15 protein-coding genes are annotated in these 14,875 nt (G+C 57.4%); 7 read left to right on the top strand and 8 right to left on the bottom strand.

Features of this window, described 5'->3' with window-relative positions:
- Window positions 1–79 precede the first annotated feature (79 nt).
- From AB4Y71_RS12630 to AB4Y71_RS12615, 4 genes are all read right to left on the bottom strand, one after another.
- Complete coding sequence (locus AB4Y71_RS12630) at window positions 80–568, bottom strand: FBP domain-containing protein (RefSeq protein ID WP_441720795.1); 489 nt, start codon at window positions 566–568, stop codon at window positions 80–82.
- A 362-nt stretch (window positions 569–930) separates the two neighbouring features.
- Window positions 931–1,752 (bottom strand): hydroxymethylpyrimidine/phosphomethylpyrimidine kinase, encoded by an 822-nt coding sequence (locus AB4Y71_RS12625; RefSeq protein WP_441720793.1) that lies wholly within the window; start codon window positions 1,750–1,752, stop codon window positions 931–933.
- 41 nt (window positions 1,753–1,793) lie between these two features.
- Window positions 1,794–2,408: a hypothetical protein gene (locus AB4Y71_RS12620; RefSeq protein ID WP_134781123.1), complete on the bottom strand. Its 615-nt coding sequence runs from the start codon at window positions 2,406–2,408 to the stop codon at window positions 1,794–1,796.
- Window positions 2,409–2,541: 133 nt separating this feature from the next.
- Window positions 2,542–3,249: a TetR/AcrR family transcriptional regulator gene (locus AB4Y71_RS12615; protein ID WP_134781122.1), complete on the bottom strand. Its 708-nt coding sequence runs from the start codon at window positions 3,247–3,249 to the stop codon at window positions 2,542–2,544.
- Window positions 3,250–3,607: 358 nt separating this feature from the next.
- Here AB4Y71_RS12615 and AB4Y71_RS12610 point away from each other — a divergent pair, with 358 nt between their 5' ends.
- From AB4Y71_RS12610 to AB4Y71_RS12595, 4 genes are all read left to right on the top strand, one after another.
- Entirely contained in the window at window positions 3,608–4,318 is a 711-nt protein-coding gene (locus tag AB4Y71_RS12610) for a queuosine precursor transporter (protein WP_134781121.1), read from the top strand.
- 66 nt (window positions 4,319–4,384) lie between these two features.
- The gene (locus tag AB4Y71_RS12605) at window positions 4,385–5,080 is read left to right on the top strand and encodes an ABC transporter ATP-binding protein (protein WP_441720792.1); all 696 of its coding nucleotides are present in this window, start codon (window positions 4,385–4,387) and stop codon (window positions 5,078–5,080) included.
- 7 nt (window positions 5,081–5,087) lie between these two features.
- Window positions 5,088–6,653: a hypothetical protein gene (locus AB4Y71_RS12600; protein WP_441720791.1), complete on the top strand. Its 1,566-nt coding sequence runs from the start codon at window positions 5,088–5,090 to the stop codon at window positions 6,651–6,653.
- Window positions 6,654–6,681: 28 nt separating this feature from the next.
- Window positions 6,682–7,137, top strand: a complete 456-nt coding sequence (locus tag AB4Y71_RS12595; RefSeq protein ID WP_134781118.1) for a GNAT family N-acetyltransferase — start codon at window positions 6,682–6,684, stop codon at window positions 7,135–7,137.
- A 71-nt stretch (window positions 7,138–7,208) separates the two neighbouring features.
- Here the strand turns inward: AB4Y71_RS12595 and tgt are convergent, their stop codons facing one another.
- Entirely contained in the window at window positions 7,209–8,507 is a 1,299-nt protein-coding gene (tgt, locus tag AB4Y71_RS12590; RefSeq protein WP_013347751.1) for a tRNA guanosine(34) transglycosylase Tgt, read from the bottom strand.
- Between the two features lie 133 nt (window positions 8,508–8,640).
- Here tgt and AB4Y71_RS12585 point away from each other — a divergent pair, with 133 nt between their 5' ends.
- Complete coding sequence (locus tag AB4Y71_RS12585; RefSeq protein ID WP_223261625.1) at window positions 8,641–9,738, top strand: FUSC family protein; 1,098 nt, start codon at window positions 8,641–8,643, stop codon at window positions 9,736–9,738.
- Here the strand turns inward: AB4Y71_RS12585 and AB4Y71_RS12580 are convergent.
- The gene (locus AB4Y71_RS12580; RefSeq protein ID WP_441720789.1) at window positions 9,735–10,274 is read right to left on the bottom strand and encodes an NUDIX hydrolase family protein; all 540 of its coding nucleotides are present in this window, start codon (window positions 10,272–10,274) and stop codon (window positions 9,735–9,737) included. The genes AB4Y71_RS12585 and AB4Y71_RS12580 overlap by 4 nt on opposite strands.
- Before the next feature lie 208 nt (window positions 10,275–10,482).
- Between AB4Y71_RS12580 and AB4Y71_RS12575 the strand changes: the two genes are divergently transcribed.
- Window positions 10,483–11,931, top strand: a complete 1,449-nt coding sequence (locus tag AB4Y71_RS12575) for an MDR family MFS transporter (RefSeq protein ID WP_013347754.1) — start codon at window positions 10,483–10,485, stop codon at window positions 11,929–11,931.
- 148 nt (window positions 11,932–12,079) lie between these two features.
- Window positions 12,080–12,856 carry a 3-hydroxyacyl-CoA dehydrogenase gene (locus tag AB4Y71_RS12570; RefSeq protein ID WP_441720788.1) on the top strand — a complete coding sequence of 259 codons (777 nt, stop codon included), beginning with the start codon at window positions 12,080–12,082 and terminating at the stop codon, window positions 12,854–12,856.
- Window positions 12,857–12,880: 24 nt separating this feature from the next.
- On the opposite strand, the gene AB4Y71_RS12565 is transcribed toward AB4Y71_RS12570, so the two are convergent.
- A complete protein-coding gene (locus AB4Y71_RS12565) occupies window positions 12,881–13,780 on the bottom strand; it encodes a hypothetical protein (RefSeq protein ID WP_441720787.1) in 900 nt (299 codons plus the stop codon).
- Between the two features lie 42 nt (window positions 13,781–13,822).
- On the bottom strand, window positions 13,823–14,869 hold the full coding sequence (locus tag AB4Y71_RS12560; RefSeq protein WP_417364624.1) for a pseudouridine synthase: 1,047 nt from the start codon (window positions 14,867–14,869) through the stop codon (window positions 13,823–13,825).
- Window positions 14,870–14,875 lie beyond the last annotated feature (6 nt).

Below are 14,875 nucleotides of genomic sequence, written 5' to 3'. Positions count from 1 at the left end.
AAATTAAACACTTTGTTACTCACCAGTTCACTATTTGCTGGGCGGGTCGCAAGGAAATCAGGTTGCTCGAATTATCCGCTTAGAGTCGGCTCAAGAAGCTCTGCACTCGCTCGTCGAGCAGCTCAATGCGCTGGGCAACGACCACCATCGGATCCGGATAGATCGGATTCTTCGGAGGCGGAATGCGCACATTTCGCGAGCACTCGAAGTTCAAGCAGATCAGCGTTCCCAGCGTGTCGCCGTCACGTCCGGCTTGGCCGGCGCGCTTAGTCGTCCACATTCCTACGGCGCAAGGGATGTTCACGTCACGGCACATTTCGCACATGGCGGCGTTGGTCGGCTTGCGGCCGCCATCGGTGGGACGCAGCAGGATGCCGCGGGTTCGGCCCGAGTCATCGGTGTGGAAAAGATAGCCGCGCTGGACCATCTTCGGATCCCGCCAGCCCAGGTACTCCAAGGAGTCCCAGTCGAGGGAGTCGAAGTTTTCGGGCAACGTCAGTTTCTTGGCTTCCTGACGGCTGGCGTTGACGAAGGAAGAGCGAATGGTTTTTTCGGTTAATGGCTGCATGGAAAATCCTCAAATAGTCCGCGCGAACTTTCGGGCGCGCGGAATCATTAGTTTTCAAAAAGAGATGAGGTCTGCCGTGAGTCGAGGAATTAGTGGGTGCAGAAGAATTGCCCAGGGTACAGACCCTAAGCCGAGATTCCGGTGCCAACCCCGTTCGATACGCAGACGAACGGGCAGAGCGTCAAAGTGGCTTGCATAGCCGACCGCCCTTCCCCGTGGATGTCCACGCATTAATTCTGGATAATTCCAGAACAACCATAACAAGTGCGCTTGGCCCAGACCAATGGCTTAGCCCACAGTTAAAGCAGTTTGCTGGCCAATTCCCAACGAAATTGGCCAGCAAACTGCGCAACCGCGAACGCTTAGCGGCGTCCGCCCTGCCAGAGCGCATCAAACGGGGTATTGCCAGAAACGCGATTTCGGATGCCTTCAGTAACAAAAGCCTTGGCAGTGCGGGCAGCCGCCAATGGGGTAGCTCCCTTGGCCAGCTCTGCAGTTACTGCAGCAGCTAGCGAACAACCTGCACCTGAGACCGCGACTTCGCCGATCTTCTTTTCACGCAGAACTTCCAAGGTGGTGCCATCGTAGAAGACATCGATGGCATCTTCGCCCGCGATACGAACCCCGCCCTTGGCCAGGACAGCTGCGCCGGAGACCTCATGGATCTTCTTGGCAGCCTCGATCAGATCACTTTCGGTGGTGATCTTGATTCCCGAAAGCTGTTCCGCTTCGAAGTGGTTTGGGGTGACGAAGGTAGCCAGCGGCAACAGGTTTGCCTTGAGCGCTTCGTCGGTATCCAGTGCGTGGCCTGGTTCCTGGCCCTTGCAGATCAGCACGGGATCGAGCAGGACGTTATCCCATTTCTGGGATTTCAGTGCGGTAGCAACGGTATTAATCGTTGCGGGCGAGCCCATCATGCCCAACTTTACGGTCCCCAACTTGTCTTCGTAGCAGGTCTGGATAGCTTCCAGCTGGTCTGCGATGACCTGCTGCTCAACAGGGACGAAGCGATGGTTCCACGAATCCTTAGGGTCAAAGGAGACGATGCAGGTTAAGGCCACGATGCCGTAGGTTCCCAGTTCCTGGAATGTCTTCAAGTCGGCCTGGGCGCCTGCGCCACCGGTGGCTTCGGACCCAGCGATAGTCAAGGTCATGGCTGGGGAGGCAGTGTTTGTATTAGTCATAGTCTCAATTGTGGATAGAGCGGGTAGGGGAAGGGGCGGGGTTAGCTATGTTGCCAGAAGCTGAGCATGGTTGCTTTGGACCAGCCTTCAGGAAGCTGGTCGGCATGTTCGGCATTGGCTACTAACAGTAGCCAAGGAAGTCCGTGGCCAAAAGCGGCACCCGCGAAGTTAGCGAGAACTGCGCGGCGTGCGGTATCGGGGTCGGCAGGAGCGAAAAGGTCCGGGTCGGTGAGTAGCGCGTAGTTTTCACCGTAATGCATGCGGCCTCGGGCTACCGGGCGGTCGAAGTCAGTGACTTCAACGACGTCATAATTATCCATCGGCGCTTCAAAGAGCCCGGATGTATCTGCGAGCTTGACGACCTGTTCAACGTCATCTGGTTTTCCTGCCAGCAGATGCATGGTGGTCACCGGCTGCCAGCCGGACTCGGATAATGCCGCAGCGGTACTGTCGTTCGGTGCGCCCAAGAAGATCAGCCGCTGGGCGTCGGCCGGTGCGGTCCATGACGCCTCAGGCCAGTAGCGCAATATTTCCACGTCGTCGCCGTCCTGATTGACCGAACGAATCTCATATTGATTCGGAAAGGAAGCAAGACGATCACGCACGGTGGCGTAGTCGTGGGTCCAGCTAGGCAGTTCTCGCGCCATTGGGCTCATAGTGCTGCGTTCTCCTTTTGGTTCGCTAAGTGACCTTCTAGTGGCTATCGGCACCTTCGACTTTACGCCTTAAAACACTGTGATACGGAACTCTGTGTCCGGGGGACAGCCAGTAAGCAGGACGCACTGATTCCTAAGAGGCTTTTTGCTTTCTCAGCGGTACCGGTTTCGGGACCGCAGCTTCAGCAATTTCTGCAGGTCCAGGGTCCATGAGTGCCAGGACATCTTCAAAAAGGGAACGCACTACTGGTAAGCGGCAGAGCACCGCAAATTTGGCCACCACTGGAGCCATGTTCTTCATGAGAAGTCTGGAACGTCGTTGCTGCGGGGACTGGTCGAAGGCCCACGCTGAAAAGACCTGGCGGGAGACCAGTAACAAGAACTTTGGCAAGTCACGGCGGATGCCCAACGGGGGCAGCGGGCGGGACCCGGACACAACCTTCTCCCATAGTTCTAATTCAATGCTTGAAATTTCGTCATCGCTTAGATCGCGTGAGAGCAACAGGCGCAGGAATGGCGGGCCGAAATCGTGGTAGCCGGAAAGTGTTCGTACACCGGCGTCGAGTACTGTGCGGATGTTGGTTTCCAGGGTGTTTCCCTCATCGAGGATTCCAGAGCATTGGTCGTATTGCTCCTTGCGCAGGTTCAGCAGCAGCTGAGCCACAATGTCCTCTTTGGACTTGAAGTAGTAGTACGCATGGGACAGGGAAACCCCTGCGTTTGAGGCAATGGCGCGCATGCTCGAAGCTTTGTAGCCGTCCTGGGCGAAGCACTCCAGAGCGGTCGCTAAAAGCTTGGCTTGGGTCTGACGACCTTTTTCGGTGCGAGGTTGCGTGGTCATGTGGCCTTTTGGACAGGAGAACTTGAATTCGATTCTAGCAATAATTTGAACGCGTTCAAAAAATGAAAAAATTCATGCTGAAGTATGGGAGAGCAGTCACTGCATTATTTGTTTCCTCGATTTTATGGTTCGAAGATTCACAAGTGAGATACCAATTTAACAATTATTTGATTTCTGAAACATGGTTGACGGATAAAGGCGAGATCTGTGTACATAGTGATGCATGGGATACTTGTTGCGTAAGTGCTAATACAGCGGGACAGCGCGTAGGCATAGCACCCTCACCCCTTTTAAAACTTGGGCTGGGTTGTGCCCCTTTAGCGACGTTCTGGCGAACCACTTTGACAAGGAAAAATTCATGGGCGACTCCAACGCCGACAACAACCTGATCCGAACCAAGAGTGCGGTATTCGCTTCTGCCGGTTCTCCCTACTTCTCCACGGTCCTCACCATGATGGGTGCGGTCGTGATTCTTTCGAATATTGGCGCTTCGAAAGGCGTCAGCTTCGGACCACTCATTACTGACGGCGGGTTCTTCCTCTTCCCGCTGGCCTACATTCTGGGCGACGTCATTTCCGAAGTCTATGGATTGAAGGCAGCGCGTCGCTCAATTCTGGTGACTTTTGCTTTGGCGTTCTTCGCCGTGTTCTGTTTCTGGGTCATGATCCAGCTGCCCTCGGCTGAGTTCTATGACGGGCAAGAAGCCCTGGAACGGACCCTTGGCCCAATCTGGCAAATTGTCGTTGCCTCCGCTTGCGGATTCCTGGTGGGCCAGCTTGCCAACTCCTGGGTGCTGGTTAAACTCAAGGAACGCTCGGGGGAGCGCGGACTGATTCTCCGATTGATCGGATCCAGCGGCGTGGGCGAATTCCTCGACACCCTGATTTTCTGCGCTATTGCTGCGCCGGTAATCGGCATCGCCGATGCACCCAGCTTCATTAACTATGTCGCGGTGGGCTTTGTTTATAAGACAGCCGTGGAGATTATATTTGTGCCGGTGACGTCAGTAGTCATCAGATGGTTCAAAAAGCGTGAACCAAGCTATGGCGAAACGGTAGCCACCAGCTAATTTTCCAGTGGGCATCATCCGTAAGGGCGATGCCCACTGCTGTACCCAGCGAATAAAGTTAGCGATATGCAGATGGGTCAACGCGCTAAAGGGCAATTAGAAGTACACAGCTTGACCATCGGCTATCCCAACCGCGTGATTTGCGGGCCGATAAACCTGCAACTGGCTCGGGGCACCGGTTTGGGAATTATTGGTGCAAACGGCAGCGGCAAGTCGACTTTGGTGCGCACGATCCTGGGACACCTTCCCCCGATTGAAGGCACCGTCGAATTCCAAGGGCTTCCGGTGGATGACAGCTCGGCACATTTTCGACGTACAGTCGCAGTACAAGTCACCGACGGCGCGTTCTTTGAAGAACTCACCGTGCACGAACACCTCGAAATGGTGGCCCGCGGACATGGTGTTGCCGAATGGGGCCAAGCGGTCCAAAACGAACTCGACTTTTTCGAATTTTCTACCGTATCCGACCACCTGCCCAATGAGTTGTCCTCTGGTCAACGACGCAAGGTATTGCTGGCGGCCTGCCTGATCAGACCAGCAGAACTGGTGATTTTAGACGAACCGGAACAGCGTCTGGACCTGCGTATCAGGAATAAGCTGTATCAGCGGCTCGCTGCCATCCGCGCAAACGGGACAAGCGTTTTTGCAGTCACCCACGATCCGCTGATGCTGCGAAGCTGCATGGAGCAGGTGCTACTTCTGGATGAAGATGAGGGCCAGCTACTTGATCCGGACTCTGGAGCGCAGTGGCTTGAACGCTGAGAAGGAGATGCCCCAGCTCATTGAATTCAACCCCAAGGAACTGCTCGCTCGGGCTAGGAGCCGAAGGAATTTCTCCGAACGCTTCGACAGCTTTTCCGACGCCTATATCTGGGTGCTCAGCGCGCTGGTTGCTCTCGCATATCTATTCAGTGCACTCTTTGGTGTCTTGTTCGTGCTTCTGGGCGAAGGGGTGCCGCACCAAGAGCTGCCGACGGCTGTTTGGGGCATGCGGGATCTGTCGCTGGTGCTCTTAGTTCTTGCGGCCTTGGCGATATTCAGGGTCATGCTGTTCATCGGGCCATGCGGGCTCAGCGCCGCTAAAGCCCACTGGTGGTTGCCTTTGCCGATTAGGCTGCGAAACATCCGCAGGTCAACATGGCGCAACGCGGTGCTCGCAGGGCTTTTTGCCGGCAGTTTTCTCGGAGCACTGTGGCTGATCATCATGTTGGGTTTGGCCGGTTCTCTTCAATTGCCAGTAGCGGGCTTGGCACTGGGCAGCTTTGCGGTGATGGGAATTGGCATTGCCAATGTGGCTACCGTGATTCAAAGCCTGAATATGCACGCTACGGCTCGACGAATCAGCGGTTGGGCGATGTCCACTATTGCGCTGGTCTTGGTCGTGTTGTGGCTGCTGATGATGGGAAAGGTTCAATGGGCGCAGGCACTGGTCGAAGAACTATCGTCCGCGACCTTGAACCAGCAGGCTTGGCTCAACGTGCTTCTGGTCCTTGTAGTGCTCTGTGTTGCGAGCAGCTACTGGGCCTATCGCCAATTTGAGCAGATCACAGGCCAAGCGTTGCGCGTTGCCGGCCATCAGCAGCAATTCGCCATGGGCACCTTGATGCAGTTGGATTCCCGAGGCCTAGCTGCGCCGGCGCAAACTGCGATTCATCGACGACGTCCACACGGAGCAAGGCTCACGGCCAAACTGCCGGTCGCCTGGCGCATCCTTATACTGCGGTTGCTGCGCGGCGGCCGGTGGCAAACGACGGCGCTTTGCCTGACTCTGATGCTGCTCCTGGCCGCTGCGGTCCAGCAAATCGCCAACCCGCTCAGCGCCGCGGCTTTCTACTTGCTTTTGTGCGTGGTGCTGCCGCTGAGCATTTCCCGGATTGTTGCACCGCTTTTGGGCGAACAGCAGCTAACCCAGATGCTAGGACTCTCTGAATCGCAACTCGCGCGAGCAGCGACCTGTTTTGCGCTCCTCTTCGCAGCAACAGCACTTGTCTTCCTCACCGGCGGACTGGGAATTCTGGACATGATCCAGATAGTCCATCCCTGGCAATGGGGTGCCGCGCTTTCTATTGCATCCTTGGGCTGTGCAGCAGCGAGCAGCGCACATGCCCAGCGTGGAGAACGCGATTGGGGAACATTGCTTGGCTCAGCATCCAATGAGATGACGATTGCCACCGTACTTTTCTTGGAAGCGGTGACCTACATCCGAGTGGCTGCTACGTTCTCGCCGCTCGTCGTTCTGGCTTTGAATCCGGCGGCAACGATCTCATGGGTGTTGTGGGCCTGCGCGTTGCTCTTCGGAGGAAGCGCACTGCTTCAGATATTCCGAAAGAACTGACGAGTCCGACGGTAGGTAGACTTGGAACATGACCGTCTCGATTTCCATATTCAAACCCGCCGAGCTGCCGCAACAGCTGTTCTATGCCGTGCTGAAATTACGTGCCGATGTCTTCATTGTGGAACAGCAGTCCTGCTATCCGGACATCGACGGGCATGATCTAGATGAGGACACGGTCCACCTGTGCGCGTTGGAAGACGGAAAAGTGCTGTGCACGGTACGGATCATGGAAATCGGCAGCCCGAGTCCGCGGATTGGGCGAGTTGCCACAGCCAGCAGTGCCAGGGGGCGTGGGCTAGCCGGAGAATTGATGAAACAAGCGGTGGGGCTCTGCCAGCCCCACGCTCAAATCCAGCTCAGCGCACAGACCCAGCTCGAAAGCTGGTACGGGAAATTTGGGTTCCAGCGCTCCGGAGCCGACTATGACGATGACGGGATCATGCATCTGCCGATGATTCGCGACGGCGGAAAAGCCTCACTCTAAGACAAAGCAAGGCCTCGATTCTGCACCTGGCGGTGACGAATCGAGGCCTTGAACGCTTTATGCCCTGAAGCTTATGCGGTTGCCGGCTTGCCCTGTGGATCTGGCGTGCCAGCGTAGTAGCTGGAAAGCACCTTGTCCTTGAGTTCGAAGAACGTACCGTCTTCGATCGCCTGACGTGCCGACTCAACCAGCGAAACAGTGAAATGTTCGTTGTGAATTGAGATCAGGGTGTGGCTGAGCAATTCTTTGGCCTTGTACAAGTGGTGAATGTAGGCACGGCTGAAGTTCTCGCAGGCATAGCACGGGCAACCTTCCACCAGCGGGGTGAAGTCGCGCTTGTAGCGTGCACCAGAAAGGTTGAAACGGCCCCATGGGGTGTAGAACGCCGAATTGCGTGCCACGCGGGTAGGCGAAACGCAGTCAAAGGTATCTGCGCCATTCTCAATTGCGGTGAAGATATCGTCTGGCTCGGAAATGCCTAGCAGGTGACGTGGCTTGTTCTCAGGCAACTCCTCGGAGCACCAGCCGACGATGGTGCCCAGGTTTTCCTTTTCCAGTGCACCGCCAATACCGAAACCGTCAAACGCCATGGCACCAAGATCCTGGCAGGCCTTGCGGCGCAGATCTTCATACTGGGCACCCTGGATGACGCCGAACAGTGCCTGGTAGTCCTTGCCTACGCGCGAATCAGTCAGCGAGAAATGCTCGGCAATGCACCGCTCAGCCCAACGGCGAGTACGTTCAAGGGACTCGACCTGGTAGCCGCGCGAGTTCTGCAAGGTGGTCAGCTCGTCAAAGGCGAACATGACGTCCGCGCCAATCTGGTGCTGCACGCCCATGGAGATTTCGGGGGAGAAACGGTGCTTGTTGCCATCGAGATGGGACTTGAACCAAACGCCGTCTTCATCCACATTAGCCAGACGCTCCTTGCCCGGAGCAACTGCATCATCGGGGCCGGACTGGTCAACCGATTTCATGTCGATGACCTTCTTGAATCCTGAACCCAAGCTCATGACCTGGAATCCGCCGGAATCGGTGAAGGTAGGGCCCCGCCAGCCCATGAACTTGCCCAAGCCACCAGCCTCATCGAGGATATCGGCGCCTGGCTGAAGGTACAGGTGATAAGCATTGGAAAGTACCGCTTGGGCACCGAGCTGCTCTACCTGCACTGGGGTGACAGCCTTCACCGTTGCTTTGGTGCCAACGGCGATGAACGCAGGAGTCTTGATCTCTCCGTGAGGAGTTCGGATAACGCCAGTGCGTCCTAGCATTGGTGAACCGTCGGTAGCGGTGAGCCGGGTTCCTACTTCAAAACCGAATTCATCCTGGCGGGCATGCGGGGCACTGGGGTCAAAGTTCTTTTCGGGCACGTACCAAGTGTGCCGTATTAACAGCTCGGTGAGGAAAACGACAGCCCTAATGTGCGCCGAAACCTAACGCTTCACAAGGCAAAGCGCGAATAATGAACAGTACGTGTTGTGTCCAACGCGACGAAAGGAAAACGTGGGCCTGGAAAAACTGAAGGACTCGGTTGCGGCACTGGTTACGCTGGGGCCGGCTCGCAAGGACCACTGGATTGGGCTGCGCACCGGTGTTGGTGTCTTCGCACCGCTGATCACGCTATTCGCGGTTGACCGGTTAGACCTTGTTGTCTTCGCCGTTTTCGGCGCTTTTACCGGGGTCTATGGCCGTGTGGATGGCTATTGGAACCGACTGCGCATGCAGGTTCGTTCCGGAGCCCTGTTCTTCGTAGTGATCGCGCTGGCGTTGGCTGCTTCCTACTGGTGGATTGACCATGCAAACCCCGAGGTCAAGCAGTGGCAGATCGTTGGCGCCACCACGCTGGTCGCCGGAGCATGCTCGGTTCTGGTGGGCTTCATGCGGTTGCGTCCTGGCGGCTCGCTGTTCCACATCTTCGCCTTTGCCGCGATCGCTTCGATCCCTGAACCGGCTCCCTTCGGGGAGGCCTTGTTGGTTTCCGCGCTGACAGTCTTGCTTTCCATCGCGATTGGAGCTGCCGGAGCGCTAGGCCAGTGGGCAAACGTTTGGAAACGAACCCCGTTGCCGCCGCTTTCCGATAACGTCCGCAGAGCGATCTGGTGGGAAGGGCTGTTCTACATCCTGTCTGCCGGCGTGGCAGGCGCCTTGGCCAACACCGTGGGCAGCCGCTTGGAAGCAGGGCACAACTACTGGGCCATGGTGGCAGCGGTAGTGCCACTGGTCGGGCACACCACGACCTTGCGCATCCGCCGCGGCATGCATCGAATGCTGGGCACACTGGCAGGCATGATCTTGATGGCGATCTTGATCTTCCTGAACCCGCAGGTGTGGGTCTTGCTCGCCTTCATCGCACTGTGCCAATTCATGGCAGAGATGCTGGTCATGCGCAATTACTTCTTGGCGCAGATATTTATTACCCCGATGGCGTTGGTCGGCGTCTCGCTGGTCACGGGCCTCAGCGGTGCCGTCATGTACGACCGCGTCATCGAGACGTTGATCGGCTGTGCGGTGGGCATGCTCGGCGTGCTGCTCGGAAGCTGGGTCGGAACGATCCTCAAACGTCGGCGGGGGATTGTTCCAAAGCGTGAAACTGAAATTTAGATATTCACTCCGACATGGGCTAATGCCTGTCGGAGAATATTTTCACGTCCGCCAGCGAACTCGCCCTGGATGTCTGAGCTCAAAGCCTCGCTTGGCGAGAGCCAGGTCAGTTCCAAAGCATCCGAACGCGGGCTGGATTCGCCACGCACCGGCACGATGTAGCACATGGAAACGGCGTGCTGGCGGTCATCGGTCAGACCTGTTTCGCTTGGCGCAGGGAAGTATTCAGCCACAGTGAAAGGCACTGGGGACGCGGGCAGCTGCGGGAGCACCATGGTGCCCAGATCCTTTTCGATATGGCGGATCAAGGCAGCTCGAATGGTTTCCCGGTACATGACTCGGCCAGAGACGAAGGTCCGCAGCATCCGCCCGTCATCATCGCCGGTCAGCAGCAGCCCTACTTCATTGACATAGCCCAGCGGGTCCAAGCGCACGGGAATAGCTTCAACGTAAAGGATCGGCAGGCGCTGTCGTGCCTCGTAGAGGTCCTCTTCGGAGAGCCATCCAGGATATGGGTCAGGAGTGCGCACGTTCATGGTTCTATCTTGGTACACAAACCTCCGACATTCCATGAAGCTGAATCTGTGTTGCGGAACTCACCTCGCAGCCTAACTGCGGCTCTAGTGCGCAACAGCCGTAGGAGATAAAATTGGTTGAGCTATTTCAAGTTTTGTCTGGCAAGATCCTGCGGGCATTCGGATAGCATTTCCTTTTCCCAAATCCTCATGGAAGCAGATTCCCGCCGTGACGAACGCTCCAGAACGATTGAGCAAGCAAAACTTCACCACAATTGCGGTGCTGATTGTTTCCAGCTTTGTAGTGATCTTGAATGAAACCATCATGAACGTGGCCTTGCCAGTCTTGATGAACGAATTCAATGTCACCGCTGATGCAATTCAGTGGCTGTCGACTATCTTCATGCTGACCATGGCCGTCGTTATTCCAATGACTGGCTTCCTGCTGCAGCGAATGAGCATCCACAAGGTCTTTATCCTGGCCATGGGACTGTTTACCGTGGGCACCATCCTGGCAGCGGCCGCTCCGGGCTTGACCGTTTTGCTGGTCGCCCGAGTTATCCAGGCCAGCGGCACAGCCATCATGATGCCACTGCTGATGACCACCATCTTGCACCTGGTGCCGCCAGCACGCCGCGGCGTGCTGATGGGCAACGTATCCATCGTGATCTCTGTTGCTCCGGCTATCGGCCCCACCCTGTCTGGCCTGATCCTGCAGTACCTGTCGTGGCGCTTCATGTTCATCGTGATCGTTCCGATCGCTGTCGTGGCGCTGCTGGTTGGTTCACCGCGCCTGCCTAGGGACGTCGAAGGCGTGTCGACCCCGCTGTCCGTTCCTTCCTTGATTCTGGCAATCCCGGGCTTCGGCGGCCTGGTGTACGCACTGAGCGGCCTGTCGGCCGGGGTGACCCCATTGAACTTGGGCATCCTCATTGGCGCGGTGCTCTGCCTGCTGGCATTCGTCTTCCTGCAGCTGAACCTGCAGAAGGAAGACAAGGCTCTGCTGGACCTGCGTCCACTGGGCTACAAGAGCTTCAGCCTGTCGCTGGTGCTGATGATGTTCTCGATGATCGCCTTGTTCGGCGTGATCATCTTGCTGCCGATGTTCTTCACCAACGTGCTGGGTATTGAAACTTTGACCACCGGCCTGATCATGCTTCCTGGCGGACTGCTGATGGGTATCTTGGCCCCAATGGTCGGCAAGCTCTACGACAAGGTCGGTGCCCGCCCGCTGATCGTCCCTGGCGCTTTGGTGCTGCTGGCTTCGTTGCTGGGCTACGCGATGATCCTTGACGCGGACACCCCGATCTGGCTGCTGGTCGTGCTGCATCTGGTGATGAGCTTGGGATTGGCGTTCATCTTCACTCCTGCTTTCACCACCGCGCTGAATCCACTGCCCCACCACCTGCACTCGCACGGTTCGGCGTTGCTGTCCACCTTGCAGCAGTTGGCAGGAGCCATGGGCACCGCGCTGCTCGTTGGCGTCGTTGCTTCTGCTACCGCCGCGAAGATTGCAGCGGGAACCGATGAGCTCACGGCCATGGTTGAAGGCTTCCAGCCAGGCTTCCTGATTGGCGCTGCCTGCAGTGTCGGCATCGTTGTGATCGGTTTCCTGCTCGGAGGCCGGAAGCAAGCTGTGGCCGCAGAAGCTGAACCTTCAAAGGTTCCAAGCCACTAGGCACTAGCCGCTAGGCACTGAAGAACAAAGACGCCGTTGGACGCTCCCCAGAGCATCCAACGGCGTCTTTGCCTCCAGCGGTTACTTCTGCAGAAGGCAACTGGCCAGTAATGTAGGTCACAAGATTGTTTTCTATAAGGGAGTACACATGCAGTTGCAGGATTCAGTCGCCCTGGTTACCGGTGGACTGTCAGGTCTGGGCCGAGCCACCGCACAGAAATTAGCCAGTCAGGCTAAACATGTACTGGTCCTGGACTTGCCACGGGATGACGGCGATGAAATTGCCGCTCAGATCGGGGCGAATGTCCGTTTCGTGCCAGCCGACGTCACCGACGCTCAGCAGGTTGCCACCGCCATTGAACGCGCCAAGGAACTAGGAACTCTGCGGGTGCTGGTCAATTGTGCCGGCGTGGCAACCCCGGGCAAGGTGCTGGGACGTGAAGGCGTGCTGCCGTTGGAGCGCTTCTCGAAGGTGCTGGAGATCAACGTCAACGGAACGTTCAACGTCATCCGCTTGGCTGCTGAAGCCATGGCGCACAGCGAGGCGGAAGTCGATGAGCACGGAACTTCCGAGCGTGGTGTCATTATCAATACCGCATCCGTGGCTGCCTTTGACGGCCAGATCGGACAGCCTGCCTATGCGGCGTCCAAGGGCGCAGTAGCTGCCATGACCCTGCCGCTGGCACGCGAGCTGGCAAGCCACCAGATCCGCGTCATGACCATCGCTCCTGGCATCTTCCACACCCCGATGATGGCTGGCCTGCCGCAGGCTGCCCAGAATTCCCTGGGTGCCCAGGTGCCGCATCCATCGCGTCTGGGACGTCCGGAGGAGTACGCGGCATTGGTAGAGCACATCGTGGCTAACCCGATGCTCAATGGTGAGACCATTCGCCTTGATGGCGCCATTCGCATGGCTCCGCGCTAGACACCAGCTGCCGGTGCGGCGAGCCTAGAATTCGATGGGCTTGCCGCGCTGCGCGCGGTGTTCTGCATGGCTGATCTGGAAGCGGCGATTCTCAGCCAGGAGGAATACCAGCAAGGCCATGAAGATCCAGACCGCCGAAACCCAAAGCGGGGTCGACTCATGGAACCACCCCTGGATGGCGGCGGCAACCATGCTGATGCCGAAGCCGCTTGCCAGGGCATGGCGGCCACGCTCGGTATGGGCGAAACCGGCAGCAATCAGGGATACTCCCACCGCCACCAACGTAACTTGCATGGCATGTTCGCGGCCGGTCCACCCCGCTGTGGCGAACCACAGCTGCAAAGCGTAAACCATGCTGAATCCAGCGAAGAAACCCAAGGGCGCATCGGTAGCCCAACGCTCGAACTTGGTTCGTGCGGTGTGCTGATTCAGCTGATGCACGCAATATAAAGCCAACAGGGCAGATATCGTGGCCAGCACTGCAGAACCTGCGGTGAGGAAGCTGAATGCCAGGGTAATTGCGCACGCCATCAGGGCAACTGCAGCAGTAGCGATGATGGCGACCTTGCGTTGCCTGCGAGCTGAGCGCTGGTCGCGGCGTAGCGAAAACGCTGCGCTGAGAATCAGTGCGATGGCTATTGCTGGCCACAGAATCGATTGCACCAAACTGGGATCGAGCAGGTTCTGCCGGCTGCGGCCATCCAGGCCGAAGGAAAAGGCCAGCGAGGTGCACAGCAGCAGTACCGACGAAGCGCCAAAGAGGTATGAGCGGACCTTGTCAAAGGGTTCTACCGCAGGGTTGGGCCGAAGATCCGGTGCCGCGTAGGGCAATTCGAAGGTCGGTTGCCGGGACCCGGCGGACAGCGCCTCCTGAGCGGACTCCACGAGTGATTTAAGTTGCGGGGTCGGCTGTTGCTCGGCCATCTTTCTTCCGTCCTTATAGGTCACCGGATAATAGGCTCCAGCCTATGGCAATTCACCGCCGTTGAGAAGCGCTGAGGATAGTTGCGGAGATTCCAGCAACTGCTGTTCCGAGCTGAAACTACGCTCAATGCCGGTCAAGGGGTCAGTGAAGGAAATCGTGTGCGCCAGCAACTGCAGCGGACGCTGGTAATCGTCGGGAGCCAAGTCCCATAGACGTGGGTAGAAAGCATCATTGATGATGCCCAGGCCCAAGGAAGCCAGGTGGACGCGCAGCTGATGGGTCTTTCCTGATCGCGGTTCCAGATCCATCAACGCAACTTCCAAGCCCGCATGGAAGCCGCTGCTTGTGCCGATCGCTTCGACATTGATCAAGGTCTGGGCGTTCGGGTGGCCATCCTCGACCACCGAACGCAGCTGGCCCTTGACCTTGGTCATCCGATTTTCAAAGGCCAGTGGCATCCCAGCGAGCAGCTCTCGCAGCTCGGACTGAGACTTGACCTGCGAATGCTCGCCGTTGGGTTGCAGCACCCGTCCGGTTTCCAGGCCTTCGCCCGGTTGCAAAGCGACAACCGCCTTGTATCGCTTGGCAATTTCACGGCGCTCGAAAAGCATCTGGTAGTCGCCGCGGGTCTGCGGATTCACCGCGAACAGAATGACTCCAGCCGTGGCCCGGTCCAGCCGGTGCATCGGCACCAAGTCATCAATGCCGGTCTGGTTGCGCAAGCGAACCAGCGCCGATTCCTGGATGAAGCGCCCACCTGGAGTGGTTGGCAAGAAATGCGGCTTGTCCACGACCAGGAGGTGCTCATCTTGATGCAAGATTTTTGCTTCAAAGGGAATCGGTGCTTCTACCGGCAGAGACCGGTAGTACCAAATGAATTCGTGCTCTCCCAAGGGCGTCTGGCGGGTGAGGGGAACCCCGCCCAAGCCGACGATTTGCTGATCATCGAAGCGGCGCAGGATGCCTTCTGGATCAACGTGGCCGAAGCGCTCCAGTAAGTACTCGGCGACAGTTGCCCACGAACCGGTCCGCGGAAGACGCAGACGAGTTGCATTGACGCCGTTGCGAACGGGAAGCGGGGATTGCATAGCCAT

The sequence above is a fragment of the Glutamicibacter sp. MCAF14 genome (assembly GCF_052114325.1).
Classification (GTDB): domain Bacteria; phylum Actinomycetota; class Actinomycetes; order Actinomycetales; family Micrococcaceae; genus Glutamicibacter; species Glutamicibacter arilaitensis.
Note: the sequence above shows the minus strand (reverse complement) of the source record. Positions and strands in the feature narration are given on the sequence as shown.

Coding starts and splice junctions, on each gene's coding strand:
- AB4Y71_RS12630 (WP_441720795.1), bottom strand. CDS start 568: ATGCAGCCATTAACCGAAAAAACCATTCGCTCTTCCTTCGTCAACGCC.
- AB4Y71_RS12625 (WP_441720793.1), bottom strand. CDS start 1,752: ATGACTAATACAAACACTGCCTCCCCAGCCATGACCTTGACTATCGCT.
- AB4Y71_RS12620 (WP_134781123.1), bottom strand. CDS start 2,408: ATGAGCCCAATGGCGCGAGAACTGCCTAGCTGGACCCACGACTACGCC.
- AB4Y71_RS12615 (WP_134781122.1), bottom strand. CDS start 3,249: ATGACCACGCAACCTCGCACCGAAAAAGGTCGTCAGACCCAAGCCAAG.
- AB4Y71_RS12610 (WP_134781121.1), top strand. CDS start 3,608: ATGGGCGACTCCAACGCCGACAACAACCTGATCCGAACCAAGAGTGCG.
- AB4Y71_RS12605 (WP_441720792.1), top strand. CDS start 4,385: ATGCAGATGGGTCAACGCGCTAAAGGGCAATTAGAAGTACACAGCTTG.
- AB4Y71_RS12600 (WP_441720791.1), top strand. CDS start 5,088: ATGCCCCAGCTCATTGAATTCAACCCCAAGGAACTGCTCGCTCGGGCT.
- AB4Y71_RS12595 (WP_134781118.1), top strand. CDS start 6,682: ATGACCGTCTCGATTTCCATATTCAAACCCGCCGAGCTGCCGCAACAG.
- AB4Y71_RS12580 (WP_441720789.1), bottom strand. CDS start 10,274: ATGAACGTGCGCACTCCTGACCCATATCCTGGATGGCTCTCCGAAGAG.
- AB4Y71_RS12570 (WP_441720788.1), top strand. CDS start 12,080: ATGCAGTTGCAGGATTCAGTCGCCCTGGTTACCGGTGGACTGTCAGGT.
- AB4Y71_RS12565 (WP_441720787.1), bottom strand. CDS start 13,780: ATGGCCGAGCAACAGCCGACCCCGCAACTTAAATCACTCGTGGAGTCC.
- AB4Y71_RS12560 (WP_417364624.1), bottom strand. CDS start 14,869: ATGCAATCCCCGCTTCCCGTTCGCAACGGCGTCAATGCAACTCGTCTG.